The sequence below is a fragment of the Stenotrophomonas maltophilia group sp. vghtpe118 genome (genome assembly GCF_052605195.1).
Map to the genome: position 1 here is coordinate 3,353,614 of NZ_CP199672.1, position 25,416 is coordinate 3,379,029.

Consider the following 25,416-nt stretch of genomic DNA (forward strand, 5'->3'; position numbering starts at 1 on the left):
GTCACCAGTCCATGTGCATGAACCACAACGCTGCGAAGGCGTCGATGATGATCACCAGCGAGATCGTCTGCACCACGCTGGAAGTGGTGCGCTCGCCGACCGACTGCGCGGTGCCTTCCACCTTCAGCCCTTCCAGGCAGCCGATCAGGCCGATCACCAGGGCGAACACCGGCGCCTTCGACAGGCCCACCAGCAGGTGCCGCACTTCCATCGTCTCGTGCATGCGCGCGATGTACATCTGCGGCGGGATGTCGAGGTCGAACGCACCGACGGTGATGCCGCCGGCCAGGCCGGCGATCATCGCGATGAAGGTCAGCAAGGGCAGGGTGACCAGCAGCGCCAGCAAGCGTGGCAGCACCAGCAGGTCGACCGGGTCCAGGCCCAGCGTACGCATCGCATCGATCTCCTCGCGTGCCTTCATCGCACCGATCTGCGCGGTGAACGCGCTGGCGGTACGGCCGGCCAGCACGATCGCGGTCAGCAGCACGGCGAACTCGCGCAGGAAGGCGATGTTGACCAGCTCGACCACGTAGATCTCGGCGCCGAAGTCGCGCAGGATGGTCGAGCCGAGGAACGCGATCACCGCACCCACCAGGTAGGACAACAGCGCCACCAGCGGCACCGCATCCAGCCCGACCTGCTCCATCTGATGCACGGTGGCGGTCAGCCGGAAGCGCCGGGGTTCCTTGACCAGCCGCGCCGCCTTGACCAGGTTCTCGCCGAGGAAACTGCACAGGGCCTTGATGTTGTGGCCGGTGGCGTGGACGCTGACGCCCAGCCGCTCCAGCGCGGCCAGCACACCGAAGTCGCGCTTGGGTTTGGGCCGGTCATCGGCCACTTCCTCGATGGTGCACACCAGCGCCTGGTGGTCCGGGCGGAACTGCAGTGCGTCTTCGTGGAGGTCGGCGCGATGCGCCACGCGCAGTACCTGCAGCACGCCGGCGGAATCGAGCTGCTCGATGCCGGTGGCATCGATGCCGGTCAGCTTTTCGGGAACGCCGTGCAGGACCTCGGCCGCGGCCAGCGCGGTCTTCAAGGTCCAGGTGCCGGACAGGCGGATCAGGCCCGGGTCGTGGGCATCCTGTTCGAGCTGGGGGGCGAGGTTCGGGGTGACGTGGGCCATTCGGGTCGCAGCATAACCGTTCTGTATCGGGCTTCGCGTCGAACTTGGATGAATTTCTCCGGTGGGCCCCAGCGTAGGTAATACTACGGCGCATGTCCGCAGATGCTCACACGATCCCCACGCCCCAGGCCACCTACGCACAGCGCGTGGCCTTCGTTTCCGAGATCGCCGGACGCCTGCACAGCTATGGCACCACGGCCCAGCGCCTGGAAACGGCGGTGGTTGCCCTGGCCCGCCAGCTCGATCTGGATTGTGAACCGTGGTCGAATCCCACCGGTATCATTCTCAGCTTCAGCGATCCGGCGCAGGCGATCGGCTCCAGCGACATCACCCGTGTGATCCGCCTGGCACCCGGTGAGAACGACCTGCACAAGCTCAGCGTCGCCGACCATATCGCCGAGGAAGTATCCAACGGGCGGATGAGCATCGCCCAGGGCCACACGGCGCTGCGCCAGCTGGACAAGGATCCGGGCCGGCGCGGCAAGCTGCGCACCATCCTGTCGTTCACCCTCGGCGCGGCGGGCGTGGCCGGCATGTGGAAGCTGCCGTGGCTGGACATCGCCACCGCCGGTGTCATCGGCCTGATGATCGGCCTGCTCGGCATGGTCACCGATCGCCGCCCGGCCACCCGCGAAGCCGCCGAGGCACTGGCGGCGCTGCTGGCCGGCATGGTCGCCACCCTGGTCGCGTCGTTCATTGGTGCGCTCAACCTCAATACGGTGATCATCGCCTCGCTGGTGGTGCTGCTGCCCGGCATGTCGCTGACCAATGCGGTCAATGAGCTGGCCAGCCAGCACTGGGTATCGGGTACCGCGCGCTTTGCCGGCGCGCTGACCACCATCATGAAGCTCAGCGTCGGCGCGATGATCGCGGTGACCCTGGCCGATGTGCTCGGCCTGGATCCGGTGATCCGGGCCGCGCGGCCGCAGGGGCCGTGGGTGGAATGGGGCTCGCTGCTGACCGCCGCGTTCGCCTTCGCGATGCTGTTCAAGGCCAACCGCCGCGATTACCCGTGGGTGATCGCCGCCTCGGTGGCCGGTTACGCGATCTCCAAGTTCGGCGGCCACGCCTGGGGCGCGCCGGCCGGCATCTTCCTGTCGGCAATGCTGCTGACCGCCGGTGGCAACCTGTTCGGACGCCTGGTCGGGCGTCCGGGCGCGATCATCCGCCTGCCGGGCATCATCATGATGGTGCCCGGCAGCACCAGCCTGCGTGGCGTGCTGACCCTGGTCCAGCAGCAGGACGTGGGCGCCGGCCAGAGCGTGTTCCTCACCGTTCTGAACGTGGTGATGGCGCTGGTGGCGGGCCTGCTGTTCGGCAACCTGCTGATGCCGGCGCGCAAGACCCTGTAGAGCCGAGCCCATGCTCGGCTTTGTATATGTATGGATAGCCGAGCGTGGGCGCGGCTCTACAAACAGGAAACGCCGGCTTTCGCCGGCGTTTTTCATTGCATCCCGATTCGGCCTCAGGCCTTCTTGATCAGGAAATCTTCCGGCTTCTTGTTGCCCTTGGCGGTCAGTTCAGCCATCCAGCGCGGCTGCTTGCCACGGCCGGTCCAGGTTTCCTTGGGGTTGGCCGGGTTGCGGTACTTCGGGGCAACCTTGCCCAGCTTGCGGCCGGCGGTCTTCGACGGTGCCTTGGCGACCTTGGCCACCTTGCGCGCGCGCGGTGCCGGGGCGTCGCCGAACAGTTCCTCGATGGTGTAGCCCTCGGTCTTGGCCAGCTTGGTCAGCTGGGCGCGCACCTTGGTGATCGGCCGGCGCTTGGCGACGATGGTCTGCTGCTTCTTGGCGGTACGGATCAGGGCGCCCAGCTCGCGTGCTGACAGGCCGGTCAGGTCAATGCTCATTTACGGTTACTCCGGAAACTAATGTGTGGACGGGACAAGCCAGTCCATGGCGTCGGCGGACAGAATAGAGATGAATTAATCACAGCACAAATGCAGGCGGGTCATGGCGTGGCGGCATGCAGACGCTATCGCGGTGATTTTGACCGGATTATGTCCGCTGCAATATAGGGAAAGGCCGCGCGCCAAAAAAAAAAGACCGGGGCAGGCCCCGGTCTTTCCACGTCAGCCCTGCAGTCGCTGCAGCAGGGTGGCCTTGTCCAGGCTCTCCGCCTCGCTGGCGCGGCGCGCGCGGTACTCGTAGGTGCCGGCGGCCAGGCCGCGTTCGCTGACCACCACGCGGTGCGGGATGCCGATCAGTTCCATGTCGGTGAACATCGCGCCCGGGCGCAGGCCGCGATCGTCGAGCGCGGCGTCCAGGCCGGCGTCGCGCAGCTCCTGCAGCAGATTGGCTGCAGCGTCAGCCACAGCGGCATCGCCCTTCGGGTTGATCACGCATACCACGACCTGCCACGGCGCCATCGCGTCCGGCCAGATGATGCCGGCATCGTCATGGTTCTGTTCGATCGCGGCAGCCACCACGCGCGAGATGCCGATACCGTAGCAACCCATCGCCATCACCGCCGCCTTGCCGTTTTCATCCAGCACGGTGGCATCCAGCGCTTCGGCGTACTTGCGGCCGAGCTGGAACACGTGGCCGACTTCGATGCCACGGGCGATCTTCAGTTCACCGCCGTCCACAGCACGATCACCGGCACGCACGTTGCGGATGTCGGCCACTTCCGGTTCCGGCAGGTCGCGGCCCCAGTTGACGCCGGCCAGGTGGAAACCGGCCTCGTTGGCGCCGACGACGAAGTCGGCCATTGCCGCCACTTCGCGATCGGCGACCACGCGGATGGCCTTGGCCGGTGCGACCGGGCCGAGGAAGCCTGGCACGCTGCCCAGGTACTCGGCGATTTCCGCCTCGCTGGCGAAGCGCTGCTCGTCCAGCCCGGCCACCTTGGCCAGCTTGATCTCGTTGACCTCATGGTCGCCACGCACCAGCACCAGCACGAACTGCTGTGCCTCGCCTTCGCCGGCGATCAGTGCCACCGACTTCACCGTGCGCTGCAGGTCGATGCCGAGCAGGGCCGCGACGTCCTCGCAGGTCTTTTGGGTGGGGGTATCCACCTTGCGCATTGTTTCGGAGGCGGCCGCACGCGGTGCCGGATCGGCGGCGATCGCCGCCTCCATGTTGGCCGCGTAGTCCGAACCGGTGGAGAACACCAGGGCGTCTTCGCCGGAATCGGCGATCACGTGGAACTCCTGCGAAGCATCGCCACCGATCGCGCCGGAGTCCGCCTGCACCATGCGGAAGTCCAGGCCGAGGCGGGTGAAGATGCGGCTGTAGGCCGACTTCATGTTCTCGTACTCGCGCACCAGGCACTCATCGTGCAGGTGGAACGAATAGGCGTCCTTCATCAGGAACTCGCGCGCGCGCATCACGCCGAAGCGCGGGCGGATCTCGTCGCGGAACTTGGTCTGAATCTGGTAGAAGTTCACCGGCAGCTGCTTGTAGCTGGACAGCTCGCTGCGCGCGAAGTCGCAGGCGGCTTCTTCGGCGGTCGGGCTGTAGCAGAACACCTGGTCCTTGCGGTCCTTGATCTTCAGCAGCTGCGGGCCGAACTTCTGCCAGCGGCCGGTCTGCTCCCACAGTTCCTTCGGCTGGATGGTCGGGATCTGGAATTCCACCGCGCCGGCCCGGTCCATTTCCTCGCGAACAATGCGCTCGACCTTGCGCAGCACGCGCAGGCCCAGCGGCGACCAGGTGTACAGGCCCGATGCCAGCTTGCGGATCATGCCCGCGCGCAGCATCAGCCGATGGCTGGTCAGCTCGGCGTCGCTGGGGGTTTCCTTGGTGGTGTGCAGGTGGAACTGGGAGAGGCGCATCGTCGGCTTCGGATAACGGCAGAGACGTCTATTCTGCCAGCCCGGCCGGGGGGAGGGGTATCGGCAGGGCTGCGCCCTGCGCCCGCCGTAGTGCCGGCCGCTGGCCGGCAACCTCAGAAGCAACAGCCGTGGCAACAGCGGGTTTCCCGTGGGATGGCGGGGTGGGTCCGGTTGCGGGGGACGCCGTGAATACGTCCATGCAGGCTCGGTCGCCGTATCCATGCGGCTCATGCCACACCGCCCCGCCAACCCACAGAAAGCCCAGAGCCGGCTGTTGCCCTTGCTGTTGCCTCTGCGGGTGCAGGACTGCAAGCCCTGCCGATACCCTCATTGTGCTGGGCAGTAGGCCTTGATCGCCGCTTCAGCCAACCCCTTCTGTGCGGTGTGCTGCTCCGGGGTCAACGGGGTATCGGCCTTGCCATCACCATCGGTGTCCTGCATCACCTGACCACCGCCGTCCAGCAGGGCCAGGTTGGCCCGGGCCGTGCTGCACTGCTCGGGAACCGGCGCGGCCGGGGTCTCGATGCTGGCCGCGGCCTGCGGGGTGCGGGCCTGCTCGCGGGTCTCGTACTTCTTGCCCGCCGGTGGGGTCTCCGAGTACTGCGTCACGCCATGGGCGTCCTTCCATTTGTACACGGGACCGGCCACGGCGTTGGCACTGGCCAACAGCAGCAGGCATCCAAGGCAGGACAGGGCACGCATGGCAAACTCCACGGAATGGGCGTAGAACGCCGATTGCAGCATTGGCGCCGAGCACTGGCAAGTCGATTAAACTGGATTCCATGGACCCGATCACACCGCCGCCGCGCTCGCGCACGATTTACCTGTTGCCCAACCTGTTCACCACCGCCGGCCTGTTCTCCGGTTTCTACGCGATCATCGCCGCGGCCAACGGGGATTTCGTCAACGCCAGCATCGCCGTGTTCGTGGCGGCGGTGATGGATGGCCTGGACGGGCGCGTGGCGCGCCTGACCGGTACCAGCAGCGAATTCGGCGTGCAGTACGACTCGCTGGCCGACCTGGTCAGCTTCGGCATGGCCCCGGCGCTGGTGATGTACCACTGGTCGCTGTCGTGGCTGAAGTTCGACGATCCGCTGCTCGGCCGCGTCGGCTGGGCCGTGGCCTTCCTGTATGCGGCCTGCGCGGCGCTGCGCCTGGCCCGCTTCAACACGCAGGTGGCGGTGGTCGACAAGCGCTGGTTCGTCGGCCTGGCCAGCCCGGCCGCAGCGGGCCTGATGATGTCCTTCGTCTGGGCGTTTGCCGACGGCAACCTGGGCTGGGACGGCAACCAGCTGCGCTATGTGGCGCTGGCGGTGACGATCATCGCTGCGCTGCTGATGGTCAGCCGTATCCGTTTCTGGAGCTTCAAGGGCGGCGATGCCAAGGGCACCCGTTCGGATCGCGTGCCGTTCCTGGTGCTGGCACTGGTGCCGGTGGCGATCGCGATTGCGGTCATCGACCTGCCGCGCGTGCTGTTCGCGGTCGGCATCCTGTACGCATTGTCCGGCCCGGTGATGTGGGCCGTGCAGCGCCTGCGCAAGAAGCCCGAGGCCGCGTGAGCCAGGACCTGCCCGTGCTGTGGTCACCGGCCCAGCAGGCCTGGCTGCAGGCCATGGGCTATACCGTCTATCACGACGGCCAGCTGGCCGCCGAGCTGGATGCCGCATTGCAGTTGAGCGTGGCCGAAGCCAGTGTTGCTCCGCCGGAGCCGGAGCCGGTGCTGGCTGCTGTGCCGCCGCGCGACGCCCATACCGCGCCCGCGACCGCAGTACGCGCGGAACGCCCGGCACCGCCGCGCCGCGACACGCCGGTCAGTGCCCCGGATACCGCGCCGGCGGCTGAGCGCCCGCTGCCCAGCGGCAACGCACGCCAGCCGGTGGTACGCCTGCCCGATCGCCTGCAGATCGCATTGCTGCGCGCCTCCGGCTGCAACCCGAACGACCCGGCCACCCAGATGCTGATGGACAGCTGGCCGCTGGACCAGCTGCGCCGCGACCCGGCCGCCAAGCGTGCGCTGTGGCCGCAGCTGCGTGCCCTGCGCAAGCGGGGCACGCCGTGAGCGCGGTAACCCGGCCCGGCCCGGTCAGCCTGCGTGCGCTGCGCGAGAGCGACCTCAATGCCGTGATGGCGATCGAGCTGCGGGGCTATCCGTTTCCCTGGACCCGCGGCATCTTCATCGACTGCCTGCGCGCCGGTTATCCCGGCCTGGCGATGGAGCGTGATGGCCTGCTGGTCGGCTATGGCGTGCTCAGCATCGCCGCGGATGAAGCGCACGTGCTCAACATCTGCATCGATCCACTGGCACAGTCGCGCGGGCTGGGCCGCCAGCTGCTGCGCGCACTGGTGCAGCTGGCAGCCGACCGTGGCGCACAGCGCGTCTTCCTGGAAGTGCGTCCGTCCAATACGCCGGCGCTGGCGCTGTACCACAGCGAAGGCTTCAACGAGATCGGCCGCCGCCCGCGCTACTACCCGGCTGCACAGGGCCGCGAGGATGCAGTGGTGATGGCCATCGAGCTGGTCGACGGCGACCTGCAGGCGATGCCGCCGCTGTGACGCAGACGGGTTGCCGGCCAGCGGCCGGCACTACCAACGCGCCCATCACGCCAGCCGCAACGCCAGCACGCCACCGATGATGAGCGACGCCGCCAGCCAGCGCGCGCGGGGTATCCGTTCGCGCAGCAGGAACACCGAGATCAGCAGCGCGAACAGGATCGAGGATTCGCGCAGCGCCGAGACCATCGCCACCGGCACCTGCGTCATGGCCCACAGCGCCATCGCATAGGAGGCGGTGGTGCCGACGCCGCCGGCCAGCCCCAGCGGCCAATGCTGCCGTGCATAGTCCAGCACCGCGCTGCCGCGCGTGTACACCGCCCACAGCGGCAGCGGGATGCCCGACAGCAGGAACAACCACAACGTGTAGCTGAGCGCGTTGCCGGACTGGCGTGCGCCGTGCGCGTCGACCAGCGTGTAGGTGGCGATCATCGCTGCGGTCAGCAGCGGCAGGCGCAGTTGGCCGCCGCGCGCACCCACTGCCATGCACAGGATACCGGTGCTCACCAGCACCACGCCCAGCCACGCTGCAGCGGGCAATGGCTCACCGAGCAGGGTGCCCGCCAGTGCGACCAGGATCGGCGCGCTGCCACGCATCAGCGGGTAGGCCAGGCTCATGTCGACCTGCTGGTAACAGCGTGCGACCAGCCCGTAATAGGTCACCTGCAACAGCACCGATGCGCCCAGCCAGGGCCAGCTGTGCGCGGCGGGAAAAGGCAGGAAGGGCAGGGCGGCGGCCGACAGCAGCGCGGCGCTGCCGGTGACCAGCACGGTGCCGAGGAACTTGTCCGGCCCGCGCTTGACGATCGCATTCCAGCTGGCATGCAGTGCCGCAGCGGCGAGAACCAGCAGGAAGATCGAAAGAGGCATCCGGCGATGATGCCATGCGGGGGAAATGGAAACGCCGGGCATCGCCCGGCGTTTCCCATTTCGCTTGGGTGGGTGCCAACCTCTCCCGGCGTGGTAGGTGCCAACCTTGGTTGGCACGCACCAGAGCGCGGCGTTACAGCTTCGCGCGCTGTTCGCGCAGGCCGGCCAGCTGGGTGTTCCAGTCGGCCAGGCGCACGCGCTCCTGCTCGACCACGGCCGGCGGCACCTTGTCGGTGAACCTGGCCAGCTTGGTCTCGCTCTTCTCCTTTTCGGCTTCGACGCGAGCGATTTCCTTGTCCAGGCGCACGCGCTCGGCATCGAGATCGACCAGGCCTTCCAGCGGCACCAGCAGCTTCAGCTCGCCCACGATCGCGGCGGCCGCCGGCGGTGCGCTTTCGCCTTCGGCCAGCCACTGGATGCTGTCCAGCTTCAGCAGGAACGACAGCGAGGTGCTGAAGCGTTCGATGCGCACGCGGTCCTGCGCCAGGCCGGCCTGCAGGCGCAGCGGCACCTGCTTGGACGGTGCGACGTTCAGTTCGCTGCGCACGCGACGCACCGCGCTGATCACCGCCTTCAGCCATTCCACGTCGGCCTCGGCCTGGGCGAAATCACCGGCGAATTCGGCGGCGGTCGGGTACGGGCGCAGCGACAGCGTGGTTTCGGCCAGGCCCAGGCGCGGGGCCAGCTGCTGCCACAGCTGTTCGGTGATGAACGGCGTGAGCGGGTGCAGCAGGCGCAGCAGCGCTTCCAGCACGTACAGCAGGGTGTGGCGGGTGCTTTCGGCATCAGCCGCGTCGGCACCGTTCAAGGCCGGCTTGCTCAGCTCCAGGAACCAGTCGCAGAACGCGTTCCAGGCGAACTCGTACAGGCACTGCGCCAGCAGGTCGAAGCGATACGCGGCGAAATGCCCCTGTGCCTCGGCGGTGGTGGCGGCCAGGCGCGCGAGGATCCAGCGCTCGGCATCGGTGCGCGGCTTGGGCACGCCGGTGAACGCAGCGCCTTCGGTGTTCATCAGGGCGAAGCGGCTGGCGTTCCACAGCTTGTTGCAGAAGTTCTTGTAGCCCTCGGCGCGGTTCATGTCGAACTTGATGTCGCGGCCGTGGGTGGCCAGCGCGGCGATGGTGAAGCGCAGCGCGTCGGCACCGTGGGCGGCGATGCCGTCCGGGAATTCCTTGCGGGTGGCCTTCTCGATCTTCTCGACCATCTTCGGCTGCATCAGGCCGCCGGTGCGCTTGGCAACCAGATCGTCGATGGTGATGCCGTCGATGATGTCCAGCGGGTCGAGCACGTTGCCCTTGCTCTTGGACATCTTCTGGCCCTGGCCGTCGCGGATCAGGCCGGTGAAGTAGACATCCTTGAACGGGATCTTCCCGACCAGGTTGTCGGTGGCCATGATCATGCGCGCCACCCAGAAGAAGATGATGTCGAAGCCGGTGATCAGCACCGACGACGGCAGGTAGCGGTCGAAGCCACGCTCGGCCATGGCCTGCTCGTTCGGCCAGCCCAGGGTGGAGAACGGCCACAGCTGCGAGGAGAACCAGGTCTCCAGCACGTCGCTTTCCTGGTTCAGCACCACGTCGCTGCCCAGGTTGTGCTTGGCGCGCACTTCCTCTTCGCTGCGACCGACGTAGCAGTTGCCGGTGGCGGCATCGAACCACGCCGGGATGCGGTGGCCCCACCACAGCTGGCGGCTGATGCACCAGTCCTGGATGTTGTTCATCCAGTGGCGGTAGGTGTTGATCCAGTTCGGCGGCACGAAGGAAATGCTTCCGTCCTCGACCAGTTCCAGGCCACGCTTGGCCAGGTCGTCCATCTTCACGAACCACTGGTCGGTCAGGTACGGCTCGATCACCTGGCCGGTACGGTCGCCGCGCGGCACCTGCAGCTTGTGCGCCTTGGTCTCGACCAGGATGCCCAGGTCTTCCAGTTCGGCCAGCACCGCCTTGCGCGCTTCATAGCGGTCCAGGCCCTGGAAGCGTTCCGGCGCATTCTCGTTCAGCGCCGCCACCGGGGTGAACAGGTTGATCATCGGCAGGCTGTGGCGCACGCCCACTTCATAGTCATTGAAATCATGCGCCGGAGTGACCTTGACCACGCCGGTGCCGAACGCGCGGTCCACGTAGTCGTCGGCGATCACCGGCACGCGGCGGCCGGTCAGCGGCAGCACCACGCTCTTGCCGATCAGGTGCGCGTAACGCTCGTCTTCCGGGTGCACCATCACCGCGGTATCGCCCAGCAGGGTTTCCGGGCGGGTGGTGGCGACGACCAGGTAGTCGCGGGTTTCGCGCAGGGTTTCCACGCCGTCGGCATCGCGCTCGACGTGCTCGTAGCTCAGGCCTTCGTCCAGCGTGTAGGCGATCGACCACAGGAAGCCGTCTTCCTCGGCGCTCTCCACTTCCAGGTCGGAAATGGCGGTCTTCAGCACCGGGTCCCAGTTCACCAGGCGCTGGCCGCGGTAGATCAGGCCCTGCTCGTACCAGCGCACGAAGGCTTCATTGACCGCCGCCGACGGCTGCGGGTCCATGGTGAAGGTGCTGCGCGACCAGTCGGCGGAGGTGCCAAGGCGACGCATCTGGCGTTCGATGGTGTCGCCGGACTGCTGCTTCCACTCCCAGACCTTGCCGATGAAGCCCTCGCGGCCCAGCGAATCGCGGGTCTCGCCCTTGCCTTCCAGCGCCAGGTTGCGGCTGACCACCATTTCGGTGGCGATGCCGGCGTGGTCGGTACCGACCTGCCACAGCGTGTCGTAGCCGCGCATGCGGTGGTAGCGCACCAGCGCGTCCATCAGGGTCTGCTGGAAGGCGTGGCCCATGTGCAGGGTGCCGGTCACGTTCGGCGGCGGCAGCAGGATGGTGTACGGCTCGCCCGTGCCGGACGGTTTGAAGTGGCCGGCCTTCTCCCAGGCCTCGTAGAGGTCGGTCTCGAAGGACGTCGGGTCGTAGCTGGAGGCGAGTTGGGTCATGCGGGGGAACCAGGAGGTAATCGTTGAAGGATCAGGGCGCGGCGGCGGCCCATCAAGGGGGCCGGGGCGCGCTCACATGTCATGCTTGTTCAGGTCGTAACCGGCGGCCTTGTACTGGCGCCAGCGCTCGCGCAGCGGTTCGCGCGCTTCCGGATCGGCCGGCACCACTTCCAGCACGCGCTCGCACTGGCCCAGCCAGGGCTCGTCGCGCAGGTTGATCACCAGCGGACGCGCTGGTGCCTCGGTGCCGGGTACCGCGATCAGTACCAGGGCCTCTTCCTCGTCCATGTCTTCGCCGGCGATCTGGTGCGGGATGTAGGCGTCGTTGTCGAACGCCCACAACAGCTCGTCCAGCTCCTCGGCCTGGGCCTGGTCACGGGCCAGCACCAGGGTGAACAACCCGGCGTCGTTGGCCTTGCGCGCCAGCTCACAGACCAGGCGCAGCGGCTCGGTCAGGAAGCGGGGCTTGGCGATCAGGTAGAAGTCGGCGCGGGGCATGGCAGGGTCCGGGTCAGGCAGGGGCCCGGCAGTGCCGGGCGAGGCCCCGGCCGGCGTCTGCCGGCCAGGGTCGGGTACGGCATCAGGCGCGGGCGGCCTGGTCCAGCAGCCACTGGCTCAGCAGGCCGACCGGGCGGCCGGTGGCCATGCCACGCTTGCCTTCATCGCTGGCCACGCCGGCGATGTCCAGATGGGCCCAGCGCTGGCCTTCGGCGAAGCGCGACAGGAAGCAGCCGGCGGTGATCGCGCCAGCCCAGCGGCCACCGATGTTGTAGACGTCGGCGAAGCTCGAATCCAGCATCGGCTGGTACTCGTCCCACAGCGGCAGGCGCCAGGCGCGGTCGAACACGTGCTCGCCGGCGGCCAGCAGCTCGTTGGCCAGGTCGTCGTGCTTGCTCATCAGGCCGGCGGTCTGGTGGCCGAGGGCGACCATGCAGGCACCGGTCAGGGTGGCGACGTCGACCAGCGCGGCCGGCTCGAAGCGCTGCGCGTAGGTCAGCGCGTCACACAGGATCAGGCGGCCTTCGGCGTCGGTGTTGCCGACTTCGATGGTCTTGCCCGACATCGAGGTGATCACGTCGGACGGACGGTAGGCATTGCCATCGATGGCGTTCTCCACCGCCGGCACCACCACCACCAGGTTCAGCGGCAGCTTGGCCTTGACCGCAGCGACGAAGGTGCCGATGACGTTGGCGCCACCGCACATGTCGTACTTCATTTCCTCGATGCCGCCCTGGGTCTTCAGGTTGACGCCACCGGTATCGAAGGTGATGCCCTTGCCGACCAGCACGTACGGCTTGGCGTCACCGCCATTGTTCCACTTCAGCACGACCAGGCGCGGGCGGTTGGCCGAGCCACGGGCCACGGCCAGCAGCGAGCCCATGCCCAGCGCTTCCATCTGGTGCTCGTCGAGGATCTCGGCTTCGGCACCGTCGTGCTCGCCGGCGAACTTCACGCCCACGTCGGCCAGATAGGCCGGGGTGCAGTAGTTGGGCGGCAGGTTGCCCAGCTCGCGGGCGAACTCGACACCGGCGGCGATGGCCTGGCCCTGAGCCAGCGCCTGCGCGTCGTCACCGGCGATGGCCAGCTGGGTCAGGCCGGCGTCGTCGGCCTTCTTCTTGCCCAGGGTGGCGGTATAGCGGTAGGCGGCGTGATCGGCGGCGATCACCGCCTGACGGATCGCCCAGGCCGCGTCGCGGTCCTTCACCGCCACTTCGGACAGGGTGAACAGTGCGCTGCGGGCAGCACCGGCCTTCAGCGCGCGCACGGCGTCGCCCACGGCCTTCAGGTACTGCGGCACGCCGAAACGGGCGGCTTCACCCAGGCCGACCACCAGCACGCGCGGGGCGGTCACGCCCGGCAGGTCGTGCAGCAGGGTGGTTGCGCCGGTCTTGCCGGACAGATCGCCACGCTGGGCCAGGGCGGCCAGGCGGCCACCGCTGGCGGCATCCAGGGCCTGCGCGGCCGGGGTCAGGGTATGGTCGGCATACGCGCCGACCACCAGGCAATCAACGGTGGCGGCGGCCGGAGCAACGTGGTTCAGGGTGAATTCGAGGGCCATTGAGCAGATTCCATTGGCGAGTCCGTACAATCGCAGGCCGTTTACGCCCAGACAGTAGACTGGGCGGCACCGCGAACGAACCCCAGAGTTTAAACCACCGCCCCATGCTGAAGCTCGACCGATACCTGCTGGGCGATTTCGTCCAGAGTTTCCTGGCTACCCTGATCGTCCTGCTGGTGGTCAGCGTGGGCGGCGTGCTGGTGGACATCCTCGGCAACATCGCCGACGGACGCCTGCCGGCCAAGCTGCTGTTCTCCCAGCTGGGCCTGCAGTTCATCGCCTACCTGCCGCTGATCCTGCCGCTGGCACTGATGCTGGGCCTGCTGCTGGCCGTGGCGCGGCTGTACCGAGACTCGGAAATGGCGGTCATCACCGCCATTGGTGTTGGCCCCAAGCGACTGCTGCGACCGCTGCTGATGCTGGTGGTGCCGGTGGTGCTGCTGGTCGGCGCCTGCTCGCTGTGGCTGGGCCCGTGGGCAGGCCGGGTGGCCGAGCAGATGATCATCGAGGCCAACCGCAGCGTGCTGATGGCCGGCCTGGAGCCGGGCCGGTTCACGCCGCTGCCCAATGGCGGCGTGGTCTACCTGTCCTCGATCTCGCCTGATGGCACCGAGCTGGGCAAGGTGTTCCTGCAGCGGCAGAAGGACGATCGCCTGGAGGTGGTGTCGGCCAACAGTGGCCGCATGTACTTCGAGGGCAGCCGCCAGCGTTTCCTGGAGCTGGATGATGGCCACCAGGTGGAAGGCCCGGTGGCCGCTGGGCTGGATTACCGGCTGGCGACCTTCGCCCGCAACGACGTGGCCCTGCCCGATGGCGCACAGACCCGCACCGAGGATGACCCGGAACTGATGCCAACCCTGCAGCTGATCGGTGATGCACGGCCGCAGGCGCAGGCGCAGTTGCATCGCCGGCTGGCACCGCCGCTGATCGCGCTGGCATTCGCCCTGCTGACCGTGCCGTTGGGCCGCAGCTCGCCGCGCCAGCAGCGCTACGGCCGCATGATGCTGGCCCTGCTGGCCTACATGGTGGGCACCAACCTGATGTTCATCGGCAGCGGCTGGATTGCCAACGGCAAGATTCCGCCCGCGCTCGGCCTGTGGTGGTTGACCCTGCCGCTGCTGGCGCTGGCGATCTGGATGTATGTACGTGATGGCCGCCTGGGCCGTCCGAAGGGAGCCCGCGCATGAGGCTGCGCCCGATGCGTTTCGACCTGTACCTGGGCCGGTCGGTGTTCACCACCGTGCTGCTGACCTGGGCGGTGCTGGTGGGCCTGGACGTGGTGATGGCCTTCTCCGGCGAGTTCAAGGACATCGGCAAGAACGGCTACACCCTGGGCCATGCCGCCGCGTGGGTGCTGTACACCGTGCCGCGCCGCGCCTACACGATGTTCCCGACGGCCGCGGTGATCGGCGCACTGATGGGCCTGGGCCAGCTGGCCGCGACCTCGGAGCTGACCGCACTGCGTGCACTGGGCCTGTCGCGCAAGCGCCTGAGCGTGTCGGTGGCGATTGCGCTGTCGCTGCTGACCGCGGTGATGGTGCTCAGCGCCGAGACGCTGGGCCCGTGGGGCCAGGACCGTGCCGATGCGCTGAAATCCAGCGCCAAATGGGGGCGGGATATTGCCACTACCCGTTACTCGGGGCTGTGGGCACGCGAAGGCGACACCTTCCTCAATGCGCAGAGCGGCGAGGAGCAGCTGGTGGGCGACAAGGGCACGCGGCTGATCCTGCGTGATGTGCGCCTGTACCGGGTCGCCGAAGACGGCAAGATCGCCTCGTTGACCCATGCCGCCACCGCCGAGCACGACAAGGACGGCTGGGTGTTGACCGGCGTGCGCCGCGACACCTTTGGCGAGCGCTCGGCAACCCGTCAGGAAGTGGCACGTGAGCCCTGGAACTCGAAGTTGGACCCGGCCGCGCTAGCGACCGGTATCGCCAAGCCGCGCAACCTCAGCGTGTCCGAGCTGAGCACCAGCATTGCCTACCGCGAACGCAACGGGCTGGACGCGCGCGATTTCGAGGATGTGTACTGGAGCCGCTGGTTCTATCCGGTGAACGTGCTGGCCCTGTGCCTGGCGGCGGTGCCGTTCGCGTTCGGATCGCTGCGCAGCGGCGGCATGGGCAAGCGCTTGTTCCTGGGCATCCTGTTCGCATTGGGCTTCTGGCTGCTGCAGCTGTTCTTCGGCCGCATGGCCGGCGCGCTGAAGTTCGATTACCGCATTGCCTACGCGTTGCCGCCGATCGTGATGCTGGCGGTATCCGGACTGCTGTTCCGGCGCAAGTCGGGCTGATTCTGATTGTTGTAGAGCCGAGCCTGTGCTCGGCTGTCACGTACAGTGCGGAAAGCAGCCGAGCACGGGCTCGGCGCTACAGACAGCGCCTTACCGTTTCGGCATCCGCACCAGGCGGGTACCGCTGGCGCGGTCGTGCCAGGTCAGGCGTTGGCGGTCGACCCACGCCCACCAGAATCCCAGACCGCCCAGCAGCAGGGAAAGCGTGCCTACCGCAAAGCGCAGCCACAACTGCCCGCGCCGCAACGGCGTGCCATCGATTGATTGCACTTTCAGCCGCCACGGGCGCATCCCCAGGGTCTGTCCGCCGCGGCGCCAGCTGGCCGTGGCGTACCAGCCCGTGATCGCCCAGCACACCGCCCACAGCAGCCATTGCCAGGCACTGAATGGCGCGATGTTCTCGCGCTGCGCGTGGCCGCTGAAGGTGTAGGCGAGGGTGAACAGCGTGCCGGCCAGCATCCAGAGCGCCAGCACCGGCAGTGCGTCGTAGACCATCGCCAGCGCGCGCCACAGCAGCAATGCGCGCGGATGGAGCATTTCGGTAGCGGCCGCAGGGGCCGTGTCGGTAGCAGGGCGGGACATGCGCCGAGCATACGCAAAGCTGGCCGTGCCCGCAGTGGCCCTCGTATCCTGCACGCATGGCCCTTGTCTCCACCCCCGCCGAACGCCGCCAGCTGGTCCAGCAACTACCCGAGCTTCGCGCCGACGACAGCGTGCGCATCCAGCGCTTCCTCGATGCGATCTGGGCCGAGAACGGCCTGGCCCGTGCCACCCTCGACAGCTACCGGCGTGACCTCGAAGGGTTGGCGCGCTGGATGGATGGACGCGACGGTGGCCTGGCCGGCATCGAGCGTCCCGGATTGTTCGAGTATCTGGCCTGGCGCACCCGGCATGGCTGGTCGCCGCGCAGCAATGCGCGCCTGCTGTCGGCGTTGCGGGCGTTCTTCGCCGATGGCGTGCGGCGCGGCGAACGCAGCGAGGACCCGAGTGCGCTGCTGGATCCGCCGAAGCTGCCACGATTGCTGCCCAAGGCGCTGGCCGAGAGCCAGATCGACGCGCTGTTGGCAGCACCGGATGTCGACAGCCCACTTGGCCTGCGCGATCGCGCCATGCTGGAACTGATGTATGCCGCCGGCCTGCGCGTGAGCGAGCTGGTGTTGCTGCCGGCCACGGCGGTCAACCTTCGCCAGGGCGTGCTGCGGGTCACCGGCAAGGGCAGCAAGGAACGGCTGGTGCCGCTGGGCGAGGAATCCCAGCACTGGCTGGAGCGTTACCTGCAGCAGTCGCGCCCGCAGCTGGTCGGCAAGGGCAAGGTGCATGCCCTGGCGGATGGGCAGACCCCGTTGTTCGTCGAACCGACGCTGCATGCGCTGACCCGGCAGGCGTTCTGGCATCTGGTCAAGCGCCACGCACAGGTGGCCGGCATCGACCCGGCGCGGATCAGCCCGCATGGCCTGCGGCACAGCTTCGCCACCCATCTGCTCAACCGCGGTGCCGACCTGCGCGCGCTGCAGATGCTGCTCGGCCACAGTTCATTGTCGACTACCCAGATCTATACCCTGGTCGCGCGCGAGCACCTGCAGAAGCTGCACGCCCGCCACCATCCGCGTGGCTGAGCGCCGGGCTGAATCGCTGCCCGGGGCGCTGCCGGCCGTCGCCGCCCGGTCGCGGTGGCTGTGTCAGAATCCGGGGTCTTCTTCTGTCGCGGACCGCTCCATGCTCCGATTTGCCATCGCCGCCGTGTTCGGTGCGCTCAGCCTGACCGCCTGCGCCCAGCCGGCTCCACCGGCCGCCAAGGCACCCGCCGCCGCTGCGGCCAAGGCCAGTCCGGCCGCGAATGCGCCCGCCGACCAGGCGGTACGCGCCGCACTGACCGCGTTGAACCCCGGTTTCCAGGTGGACTACATTGGCGCCGCGCCTTTCCCCGGCTTCCGCGAGGTCGTCGTTTCAGGCCAGCTTCTGTATGTGTCCGATGACGGCCGCTATCTGTTCCAGTCTCAGCCCTACGACACCCGCGCCAAGGGCCCGGCCAACAGCGAAGGCCTGCTCGGCTATCGCCGCGGCCTGCTGGCCAAGGCCAACCACGGCGATCGCATCGTGTTCGCCGCGCCGAACGCCAAGTACACCATCAGCGTGTTCACCGACATCGAGTGCGGTTACTGCCGCAAGCTGCACCAGGACATCGCCGAGCTCAACCGCAACGGCATCACCGTCGAGTACCTGGCGTTCCCGCGCATGGGCCTGGGCAGCAAGGACTACACCGACATGATTTCGGTCTGGTGTGCAGCGGATCGTCGCCAGGCGCTGACCAACGCCAAGCGCGGCGGCAACGTTCCCGCCAAGAACTGCACCAATCCGGTGGCGATGCAGTACGCGCTGGGCCAGCAGCTGGGCGTGAATGGTACGCCGGCGATCTTCGCGCCGGACGGCACCCAGCTGGGGGGGTACCTGCCGCCGGCACAGCTGCGTGCGGCGTTGGAAAAGCTGTCGGCCAAGCGCTGATCGCCGTTGACCTTTTCCTGTAGCGCCGAGCCCATGCTCGGCTGCGCAACCATCAGCCGAGCATGGGCTCGGCGCCACAGATCAGAGGCCGGGGGCGCAAAATGCGCCCCCGGCTTTTGCCTTATTTCAGGCCATCACTGACTGCCTTGGTCAGCGTGCCCTGCGCATCGTCACCGCTGAACTCCCAGACGAACGCGCCGCCCAGGCCCTGGGTCTTCACGTAACCCATCTTGCGGGTGATGTTGGCCGGGGTGTCGAAGCTCCACAGCGTGCTGCCGTTGTAGATCCAGGTGGCACCGGCGGTGTTGTCGGTGTAGCCCGGCCACGCCAGGTTCTTCAGCACCTTCCAGTCCTCGATGCCGGCTTCATACGTGCCCGGGGCAGCACCGCTGGCGGTCTGGTACAGGCCGTTGTTGGCATTGGCCACGCCGGTCCAGCCACGCCCGTAGTAGCCAATGCCCAGGTTGAGCTTGGCGGCGGGCACGCCACGGCTGATGAAGGCCTCGATGGCGTCGTTGCTGTTGTACAGCTTCTGGTCGCCGGTGGACGGATCATTCGGCGAATCGAACAGCGCCGACTGGTGATTGGTCCTCGCATCCCACGCGCCGTGGAAGTCGTAGGTCATCACGTTGATGTAGTCCAGGTACGGGTGGTACGCCGCCGGATCGGTGACGCGGATCTTGTCGATGCCGGCACCCACCGCCACCGTCAGCAACAGGCCCGGACGCACCGCATCGAGCTGGCGGCGGAACTCGGCCATCAGCGCGGTGAAGTTGGCGTTGTCTTCCGGCTTGCCGCATTCGATGCCGCAGGCCACCGGGTATTCCCAGTCGATGTCGATGCCGTCGAACACGCCCAGCGCCGCACCGGCGCCGCCGGCACCGTCGGTCACCGGCAGGTTGCCCTTGATGTACGCGTCGATGCACGAGGCAACGAAGGCCTGCCGGTTTTCCGGGCGCGCCGCGCTGGAGAAGCCGCGCGACCAGGTCCAGCCACCCAGCGAGATCAGTACCTTCAGGTTCGGGTACTTGGCCTTGAGCTGCTTGAGCTGGTTCCAGTTGCCGCGCAGCGGCTGGTCCCAGGTATCGGCGCTGCCGCTGACACTCTCGGCGGCACTGAAGGCCTTGGTGTAGTCGGCGAAGGCATCGCCACCGGCACCGCTGTTCGGATCCGACGGCTGGGTGATGCCGACTTCGCAGCGGTTGTTGCGCACGTTGCCGAACGCGTAGTTGATGTGGGTCAGGCGCGCCGCCGAACCGCTGCTGTCGATGTTCTTGACCCGGTAGTTGCGGCCGTAGATGCCCCACTGGGTGAAGTAACCGATGACCCGCTTGCCGGTGGTGCCGCCGTCGCCGGCCAGCGTGGTGGCGCTGATCTCGGTGCCCTGCGCCGATGCGTTGCCGGCGTTGTCGCGCGCCCGCACGCGGTAACGGTAGGTGGTCGACGCGGTCAGCCCGCCGTCGACATAGCTGGCACTGGACGGCGAACCGACCAGGCTGCCGTTGCGGTACACGTCATAGCCGGCCAGGCCACTGCCACCGGTGTTGTCGGTGGAAGGACTCCAGCTGAGCGCGATGCTGTTGGCGGTACGGGCACCGACCGCCAGCCCGCCCGGCACGCTCGGTGCGGTGGTGTCGCCGCTGGCGGCGTTGACGGTGATGGTGATCGTCGCCGTGCTGGCGGTGGCGTTGTTGTTGTCGGTGGCGACCGCGCGCAGGGTGTGGCTGCCGGCGCTGGCATTGGTCCAGCTGGCTGCATACGGCGCACTGGTGGCCACGCCGAGCGTGCTGCCGTCGCGGAAGAATTCGACCTTGGCGACGCTGCCGTCCGGATCGCTGGCGGTGGCGGTCACGTTGACCGTGCTGCCGGCGCTGAAGGTGGCGCCGTTGGCCGGCGAGGTCAGGCTGACCACCGGCGGCTGGTTGGTGCCGGTGCCATCGCAGGCACCGAGGTTGGTGTAGTAGGGCGCACCGGCCGGATGGTCCGGCGGCGCGTTCCAGATGTCCTGGTTCGCCCGATAGAGGACGCCTCCTTTCTGCAGGGTATCGCCGGCCCGGTAGATCTTGGCCTGGTCCCACTGGGCCACGCCGGCACAGCTGGCAGCCTGCGCCAGGCCGGGCAGGGCGGCGCTGCCGGCGGCCAGGGCAAGCACCCAGGCCAGGTGGCGGGGACGACAGCTTCGGGTCGAACGTTCGGCACTGCGCACAATCGGGTCGTACATGGGTGAGTCTCCGATCAAAGGGCGCGCGGGCCCCGATGGCGCCGCGCGTGACGCAGGTCCGGGCATCGCCCGGGAAGGCGACGGAGGGGCCGGACGGAGGCACCTGGGAGGCCGGGGAGAGAGTCCGGCACCAGGTGGGGACAACGTTGTCATCAATTGCGTGGTCAATCCGTGAGCAAGCGCATGGTTCGAGGATTTGGGCGGGAAACGGCGCTGCGCGCGGTCGGCGGCCATCGGCGGAGCCCCCTCGTGGCTGGGGCTTGCTGCTAATAGCGGATTTCTGGGGGTTGGCCGGGCGGGTGGGCTCAGGCGGGGACGCCGTAAACCCGTCCATGGGGGCTTGGCCGCGGCATCCATGCCGCGGACACCCCGCCTGAGCCCACCCGCCCGGCCACGGACAGGTTCCTGCGCGGCCAGCCACGAAAGACGGAAGAAAAAAACAAAGGCAAAAGCCGGTCGCTGCGCTCTTCAATGCCTGACTTCTGATGTTCCCTGGATGCCGGCCAGCGGCCGGCACTACCGCAGAGCATCCACCCATGGCGTGGATTTACCGCAGATCGCGGAAATCTGTCGAAGGCGGGGTGGTGGGGGCCAGCAGGACCGTTGGCGCCATGGATGGCGCCATCGAGCCCCCATGGACGGGTTTACGGCGTGTCCTGCTGGCCCCCACCACCCCGCCATCCCACGGGAACCCAGCTTTTGCTTGGGCCGTTGCCGTTGCCGTTGTCGTTGCCGTGGCCTCGGCAGGTGCCGGGCGCCGCCCGGCCAAAGCCATCCCCCTGCTTCCGGTACAATGTCGGGCCCGTTTCCCAACTACGGTTCCCCGGACATGATGGTCCTCGAGGGCGCGCCCGCCCTGTCGCCGTTCCGCCGCGAACGTCTTGAATCCCGCCTGCAGTCCATCGCTCCCTCCCTGCGCATCAGCGGTGCCTGGCACGTCTACTTCGTGCAGCCCGAAGGCAGCGCCGCTCCCGACCTGATCACGCTGTGCCGCATCCTCGAAGCGGCGCCGCAGGCCGAGGCCGTGGCCGACGGCGCGGTCAGCCGCATCGTGGTGCCGCGCCTGGGCACGCTGTCGCCCTGGTCGAGCAAGGCCACCGAACTGGTCCGCGGTGCCGGCCAGCCGGTCAGCCGGGTCGAGCGTGGCCTGCGTATCGACGTGCAGGGCTGGCCGGCTGATGCCGCCGTGCAGCAGGCGCTGGTCAAGGCGCTGCACGACCCGATGACGCAGTCGGTGCTGGAGACCGTGGAGCAGGGCCAGGCGCTGTTCTCGGCGCCGGCCCGTGGCGAGCTGGAACGCGTGCCGGTGGACCAGCTGGAGGCCGCCAACCAGCGCCTCGGCCTGGCCATGGCCCAGGACGAGATCGACTACCTGCGTGAACGCTTCACCGCGCTGGGCCGCTCGCCGTCGGACGTGGAACTGATGATGTTCGCGCAGGCCAATTCCGAGCACTGCCGCCACAAGATCTTCAACGCCAGCTGGACCATCGATGGCCAGGAACAGGACCGCTCGCTGTTCCGGATGATCAAGAACACCCACCAGCAGACCCCGCAGCACACGCTCAGCGCGTACAGCGACAACGCTGCAGTGATCGAAGGCCATCCGGCGTCGCGCTACCGTCCCGATCCGGCCAGTGGCGAATACCGCCGCGAAGCGCAGGTGCCCAGTGCCTTCCAGATCAAGGTGGAAACCCACAACCACCCGACCGCGATCGCACCGTTCCCGGGCGCTTCGACCGGCGCGGGTGGCGAGATCCGCGACGAAGGCGCGACCGGCCGTGGCGGCAAGCCCAAGGCAGGCCTGACCGGCTTCTCGGTCTCGCACCTGCGCATTCCGGAATTGCCGCAGCCGTGGGAGGCGCCGCGCGCGCTGAACCCGCGCATGGCACCGGCGCTGGAAATCATGACCGACGGCCCGCTCGGCGGCGCCGCGTTCAACAACGAGTTCGGCCGCCCGAACCTGCTCGGCTACTTCCGCAGCTTCGAGCTGCCGGAAGGCGCCGACCTGGTGCGCGCCTACGACAAGCCGATCATGCTGGCCGGTGGCCTCGGTGCGATCGATCGCGTGCAGGTCGACAAGATCCCGCTGCAGGCCGGTGATGCGGTGATCGTGCTGGGTGGCCCGGCGATGCTGATCGGCCTGGGCGGCGGTGCGGCCAGTTCGGTGGCCTCCGGTGAAAGCGCCGAGGACCTGGACTTCGCCAGCGTGCAGCGCGACAACCCGGAAATGGAGCGCCGCTGCCAGGAGGTCATCGACCGCTGCGTGGCGATGGGCGCCAACAACCCGATCAAGTTCTTCCACGACGTCGGCGCCGGTGGCCTGTCCAACGCCATCCCCGAACTGCTGCACGACTCGAACGTCGGTGGTGTCATCGACCTGGGCAAGGTGCCCACCGATGATCCGTCGCTGTCACCGATGCAGCTGTGGTGCAACGAGTCGCAGGAACGCTACGTGCTGGGCGTGGCCCAGGAGCGCCTGGCCGAGTTCGCCGCGCTGTGCGCCCGCGAACGCTGCCCCTTCGCGGCCGTCGGCGTGGCCACCGCCGAGGAACACCTGGTGGTGGCTTACGGCGCCGTGCCGGGCCACACCCCGGCCGATGCACCGATCGACCTGCCGATGGACGTGCTGTTCGGCAAGCCGCCGAAGATGCATCGCGACACCGCGCATCCGCCGGCACCGCGCTGGCCGGCGCTGAAGACCGGTGGCCTGGACCTGCAGGAAGCCGGCCTGCGCGTGCTCGCGCACCCGACGGTCGCTTCGAAGAACTTCCTGGTCACCATTGGTGACCGCAGCGTCGGCGGCCTGACCGCGCGCGAACAGATGGTCGGCCCGTGGCAGCTGCCGGTGGCCGACGTGGCGATCACCCTGGCCGACTTCGATGGCGTGGCTGGCGAAGCGATGTCGATCGGCGAGCGCACCCCGCTGGCCCTGCTCGATGCCGCTGCTTCGGCACGCATGGCGGTGGGCGAAGCGCTGACCAACCTGTGCGCGGCCCCGGTCGATGCGCTGGATGAGATCAAACTGTCGGCGAACTGGATGGCTGCAGCCGGTCACCCCGGCGAAGACGCGCTGCTGTACGACGCGGTGAAGGCGGTGGGCATGGAACTCTGCCCGCAGCTGGACATCAGCATCCCGGTGGGCAAGGACTCGCTGTCGATGCAGGCGCAGTGGCACGACCAGGGCGAAGCGCACAAGAGCGTGTCGCCGGTGTCGCTGGTGATCTCGGCGTTCGCGCCGGTCGCCGACGTGCGCCAGCAGTTGACCCCGCTGCTCGACCGGGAGGTGGACAGCGAGCTGTGGCTGATCGGCCTCGGTGCCGGCAAGCAGCGCCTGGGGGGGTCGATCCTGGCCCAGGTGCATGCCGACCACGGCGACCTGCCGGCCTTCGCCGGCGCCGCCCCGGACCTGGATGATCCGCAGCGCCTGCGGGGTTTCTTCGAACTGATCCGCGATGCACGCCAGTCCGGCCTGCTGCTGGCCTACCACGACCGCAGCGACGGTGGTGCCTTCGCCGCGCTGTGCGAAATGGCGTTTACCTCGCGCCTGGGCCTGGACATCACCCTCGATGCCTGGGGCGATGATCCGTTCCGCAGCCTGTTCAACGAAGAACTGGGTGCGGTGGTTCAGATCGCACGCGAAGACCGCGCCGCGTTTGCCGACCTGGTCGAACGCCATGCATTGACCGAATGCGCGCAGCGCATCGCCAAGCCGACCACGGCACCGGTGGTGCGCGTGTCGCTGGGCGGCGAGAACCTGGCCGAGTGGCGCTGGGAGGCCTTGTTCGACGCCTGGTGGTCGGTCACCCACGCGATGCAGAAGCGCCGCGACAACCCGGCCAACGCCGATGCCGAGCGCGAGGTCGCGCGTGCCTTCAACGCACCGGGCCTGAAGCCGAAGCTCAGCTTCGACCTCAACGAAGACGTGGCCGCACCGTTCATCAGCACCGGAGCGCGTCCGCGCGTGGCGGTGCTGCGCGAGCAGGGCGTCAACGGCCAGATCGAAATGGCCAACGCCTTCGAACGCGCCGGCTTCCGCGCCTTCGACGTGCACATGAGCGACCTGATTGAAGGCCGCGTGGCCCTGCAGGATTTCACCGGCCTGGTGGCCTGTGGTGGCTTCAGCTATGGCGACGTGCTCGGTGCCGGCCGTGGCTGGGCCACCTCGATCCTGGAGCGCAGCGCACTGCGTGATGCCTTCGCCGCGTTCTTCGCGCGCGAAGACAGCTTCGCGCTGGGCGTATGCAACGGCTGCCAGATGATGAGCCAGCTGAAGAACATCATTCCGGGTGCCGAGCACTGGCCGCAGTTCCGTCGCAACGCCAGCGAGCAGTTCGAAGCCCGCACCGCGCTGCTGGAAGTGGTGGAATCGCCGTCGATCCTGCTGCGTGGCATGGCCGGCTCGCGCCTGCAGGTGGCGGTGGCGCATGGTGAAGGCCAGGCCGTGTTCGACAATGCCGTCGACCAGGCTGCTGCACGTGTCTCGCTGCGCTACATCGATGGCAATGGCAAGGTGGCCAGCCAGTACCCGCTGAACCCGAACGGTTCGCCGGACGGCATCACCGGCCTGACCAGCAGCGACGGCCGCGTCACCATCATGATGCCGCACCCGGAACGTACCCCGCGCGCGCTCAACCTGAGCTGGGCACCGGCGGAATGGCAGGGTGATTCGCCGTGGATGCGCATGTTCCGCAACGCGCGGGTGTGGTGCGGCTGATCGCATCGTTCCGCGCAGGCCGCAATGCCACCGCGTATGGAAAAACCCGCCGCTTCGTCGGCGGGTTTTTCTTTGCACGCGTGAAACCCTTGTCGCGCCCGCTAGTTACATCGGTTTTCATGCGCCAGCGGTCCGTCACGTGTACCTAACAAAATACTTTTATAAACACGTGAAATGGTGAACTGCTTCACGGCAATAGCATTTGTCGTGTCAAAGTCTTGACGATCTGCAAAGTTGCCGTTAACACTTGAACCCCGTTTCAGAACCATTCATTCCGCAGTAACCGCTCGGCGCACGCGCTCGGTTTTCTGTCGCTGCGCGCCGTTCGGCAATACCCCGCAGTAAATCAC

General features: G+C 67.8%; 19 protein-coding genes. 9 read left to right on the top strand and 10 right to left on the bottom strand.

Annotated features, from left to right (window positions below; translation table 11 throughout):
• Position 1: 1 nt before the first annotated feature.
• Positions 2-1,123: an MlaE family ABC transporter permease gene (locus ACUDTM_RS15295; protein ID WP_445391396.1), complete on the bottom strand. Its 1,122-nt coding sequence runs from the start codon at positions 1,121-1,123 to the stop codon at positions 2-4.
• A gap of 92 nt (positions 1,124-1,215) precedes the next feature.
• On the opposite strand from ACUDTM_RS15295, the gene ACUDTM_RS15300 reads away from it, so the two are divergent.
• Positions 1,216-2,475 (top strand): threonine/serine exporter family protein, encoded by a 1,260-nt coding sequence (locus ACUDTM_RS15300; protein WP_046428410.1) that lies wholly within the window; start codon positions 1,216-1,218, stop codon positions 2,473-2,475.
• Positions 2,476-2,588: 113 nt separating this feature from the next.
• Here the strand turns inward: ACUDTM_RS15300 and ACUDTM_RS15305 are convergent, their stop codons facing one another.
• From ACUDTM_RS15305 to ACUDTM_RS15315, 3 genes are all read right to left on the bottom strand, one after another.
• On the bottom strand, positions 2,589-2,972 hold the full coding sequence (locus ACUDTM_RS15305; RefSeq protein ID WP_005415203.1) for an H-NS histone family protein: 384 nt from the start codon (positions 2,970-2,972) through the stop codon (positions 2,589-2,591).
• A 222-nt stretch (positions 2,973-3,194) separates the two neighbouring features.
• Positions 3,195-4,898, bottom strand: coding sequence for a proline--tRNA ligase (locus ACUDTM_RS15310; protein ID WP_445391397.1), 1,704 nt, complete (start codon positions 4,896-4,898; stop codon positions 3,195-3,197).
• 327 nt (positions 4,899-5,225) lie between these two features.
• Entirely contained in the window at positions 5,226-5,600 is a 375-nt protein-coding gene (locus ACUDTM_RS15315) for a DUF4124 domain-containing protein (RefSeq protein WP_088496906.1), read from the bottom strand.
• Between the two features lie 80 nt (positions 5,601-5,680).
• Here ACUDTM_RS15315 and pssA point away from each other — a divergent pair, with 80 nt between their 5' ends.
• From pssA to rimI, 3 genes are read left to right on the top strand one after another with little or no spacing between them, the layout of a single operon-like run.
• Positions 5,681-6,457, top strand: a complete 777-nt coding sequence (pssA, locus tag ACUDTM_RS15320) for a CDP-diacylglycerol--serine O-phosphatidyltransferase (protein WP_134972900.1) — start codon at positions 5,681-5,683, stop codon at positions 6,455-6,457.
• Positions 6,454-6,957 carry a hypothetical protein gene (locus ACUDTM_RS15325; RefSeq protein ID WP_445391398.1) on the top strand — a complete coding sequence of 168 codons (504 nt, stop codon included), beginning with the start codon at positions 6,454-6,456 and terminating at the stop codon, positions 6,955-6,957. Before pssA ends, ACUDTM_RS15325 begins: the two co-directional genes overlap by 4 nt.
• Entirely contained in the window at positions 6,954-7,451 is a 498-nt protein-coding gene (rimI, locus tag ACUDTM_RS15330) for a ribosomal protein S18-alanine N-acetyltransferase (protein ID WP_049465109.1), read from the top strand. The genes ACUDTM_RS15325 and rimI overlap by 4 nt, the downstream gene beginning before the upstream one ends.
• A 45-nt stretch (positions 7,452-7,496) precedes the next feature.
• On the opposite strand, the gene ACUDTM_RS15335 is transcribed toward rimI, so the two are convergent.
• From ACUDTM_RS15335 to ACUDTM_RS15350, 4 genes are all read right to left on the bottom strand, one after another.
• Entirely contained in the window at positions 7,497-8,318 is an 822-nt protein-coding gene (locus tag ACUDTM_RS15335; protein ID WP_072168872.1) for an EamA family transporter, read from the bottom strand.
• Between the two features lie 133 nt (positions 8,319-8,451).
• Entirely contained in the window at positions 8,452-11,280 is a 2,829-nt protein-coding gene (locus tag ACUDTM_RS15340) for a valine--tRNA ligase (RefSeq protein WP_180890787.1), read from the bottom strand.
• Positions 11,281-11,352: 72 nt separating this feature from the next.
• Positions 11,353-11,778, bottom strand: a complete 426-nt coding sequence (locus ACUDTM_RS15345; protein ID WP_005415211.1) for a DNA polymerase III subunit chi — start codon at positions 11,776-11,778, stop codon at positions 11,353-11,355.
• An 82-nt stretch (positions 11,779-11,860) separates the two neighbouring features.
• Positions 11,861-13,339 (bottom strand): leucyl aminopeptidase, encoded by a 1,479-nt coding sequence (locus ACUDTM_RS15350; protein WP_088496899.1) that lies wholly within the window; start codon positions 13,337-13,339, stop codon positions 11,861-11,863.
• 104 nt (positions 13,340-13,443) lie between these two features.
• Between ACUDTM_RS15350 and lptF the strand changes: the two genes are divergently transcribed.
• Entirely contained in the window at positions 13,444-14,526 is a 1,083-nt protein-coding gene (gene lptF, locus ACUDTM_RS15355; RefSeq protein ID WP_072168875.1) for an LPS export ABC transporter permease LptF, read from the top strand.
• Entirely contained in the window at positions 14,523-15,629 is a 1,107-nt protein-coding gene (gene lptG / locus ACUDTM_RS15360) for an LPS export ABC transporter permease LptG (protein ID WP_049414332.1), read from the top strand. Before lptF ends, lptG begins: the two co-directional genes overlap by 4 nt.
• 90 nt (positions 15,630-15,719) lie before the next feature.
• On the opposite strand, the gene ACUDTM_RS15365 is transcribed toward lptG, so the two are convergent.
• Entirely contained in the window at positions 15,720-16,211 is a 492-nt protein-coding gene (locus tag ACUDTM_RS15365) for an RDD family protein (protein ID WP_088496900.1), read from the bottom strand.
• Between the two features lie 56 nt (positions 16,212-16,267).
• On the opposite strand from ACUDTM_RS15365, the gene xerD reads away from it, so the two are divergent.
• Positions 16,268-17,245, top strand: a complete 978-nt coding sequence (gene xerD, locus ACUDTM_RS15370; RefSeq protein ID WP_072168877.1) for a site-specific tyrosine recombinase XerD — start codon at positions 16,268-16,270, stop codon at positions 17,243-17,245.
• A 100-nt stretch (positions 17,246-17,345) separates the two neighbouring features.
• Positions 17,346-18,131: a thioredoxin fold domain-containing protein gene (locus ACUDTM_RS15375; RefSeq protein WP_088496901.1), complete on the top strand. Its 786-nt coding sequence runs from the start codon at positions 17,346-17,348 to the stop codon at positions 18,129-18,131.
• 121 nt (positions 18,132-18,252) lie between these two features.
• On the opposite strand, the gene ACUDTM_RS15380 is transcribed toward ACUDTM_RS15375, so the two are convergent.
• Positions 18,253-20,352, bottom strand: coding sequence for a glycosyl hydrolase family 18 protein (locus tag ACUDTM_RS15380; RefSeq protein ID WP_188241518.1), 2,100 nt, complete (start codon positions 20,350-20,352; stop codon positions 18,253-18,255).
• Between the two features lie 829 nt (positions 20,353-21,181).
• On the opposite strand from ACUDTM_RS15380, the gene purL reads away from it, so the two are divergent.
• A complete protein-coding gene (purL, locus tag ACUDTM_RS15385) occupies positions 21,182-25,066 on the top strand; it encodes a phosphoribosylformylglycinamidine synthase (protein ID WP_227838239.1) in 3,885 nt (1,294 codons plus the stop codon).
• Positions 25,067-25,416 lie beyond the last annotated feature (350 nt).

Bases quoted from the DNA above. Each gene is read 5' to 3' on its own strand.
- ACUDTM_RS15350 (WP_088496899.1), bottom strand. From the start codon at position 13,339: ATGGCCCTCGAATTCACCCTGAACCACGTTGCTCCGGCCGCCGCCACC.
- ACUDTM_RS15340 (WP_180890787.1), bottom strand. From the start codon at position 11,280: ATGACCCAACTCGCCTCCAGCTACGACCCGACGTCCTTCGAGACCGAC.
- ACUDTM_RS15345 (WP_005415211.1), bottom strand. From the start codon at position 11,778: ATGCCCCGCGCCGACTTCTACCTGATCGCCAAGCCCCGCTTCCTGACC.
- ACUDTM_RS15300 (WP_046428410.1), top strand. From the start codon at position 1,216: ATGTCCGCAGATGCTCACACGATCCCCACGCCCCAGGCCACCTACGCA.
- ACUDTM_RS15380 (WP_188241518.1), bottom strand. From the start codon at position 20,352: ATGTACGACCCGATTGTGCGCAGTGCCGAACGTTCGACCCGAAGCTGT.
- ACUDTM_RS15310 (WP_445391397.1), bottom strand. From the start codon at position 4,898: ATGCGCCTCTCCCAGTTCCACCTGCACACCACCAAGGAAACCCCCAGC.
- lptG (WP_049414332.1), top strand. From the start codon at position 14,523: ATGAGGCTGCGCCCGATGCGTTTCGACCTGTACCTGGGCCGGTCGGTG.
- pssA (WP_134972900.1), top strand. From the start codon at position 5,681: ATGGACCCGATCACACCGCCGCCGCGCTCGCGCACGATTTACCTGTTG.
- ACUDTM_RS15375 (WP_088496901.1), top strand. From the start codon at position 17,346: ATGCTCCGATTTGCCATCGCCGCCGTGTTCGGTGCGCTCAGCCTGACC.
- ACUDTM_RS15295 (WP_445391396.1), bottom strand. From the start codon at position 1,123: ATGGCCCACGTCACCCCGAACCTCGCCCCCCAGCTCGAACAGGATGCC.
- purL (WP_227838239.1), top strand. From the start codon at position 21,182: ATGATGGTCCTCGAGGGCGCGCCCGCCCTGTCGCCGTTCCGCCGCGAA.
- ACUDTM_RS15335 (WP_072168872.1), bottom strand. From the start codon at position 8,318: ATGCCTCTTTCGATCTTCCTGCTGGTTCTCGCCGCTGCGGCACTGCAT.
- xerD (WP_072168877.1), top strand. From the start codon at position 16,268: ATGGCCCTTGTCTCCACCCCCGCCGAACGCCGCCAGCTGGTCCAGCAA.
- ACUDTM_RS15315 (WP_088496906.1), bottom strand. From the start codon at position 5,600: ATGCGTGCCCTGTCCTGCCTTGGATGCCTGCTGCTGTTGGCCAGTGCC.
- ACUDTM_RS15365 (WP_088496900.1), bottom strand. From the start codon at position 16,211: ATGTCCCGCCCTGCTACCGACACGGCCCCTGCGGCCGCTACCGAAATG.
- ACUDTM_RS15305 (WP_005415203.1), bottom strand. From the start codon at position 2,972: ATGAGCATTGACCTGACCGGCCTGTCAGCACGCGAGCTGGGCGCCCTG.
- lptF (WP_072168875.1), top strand. From the start codon at position 13,444: ATGCTGAAGCTCGACCGATACCTGCTGGGCGATTTCGTCCAGAGTTTC.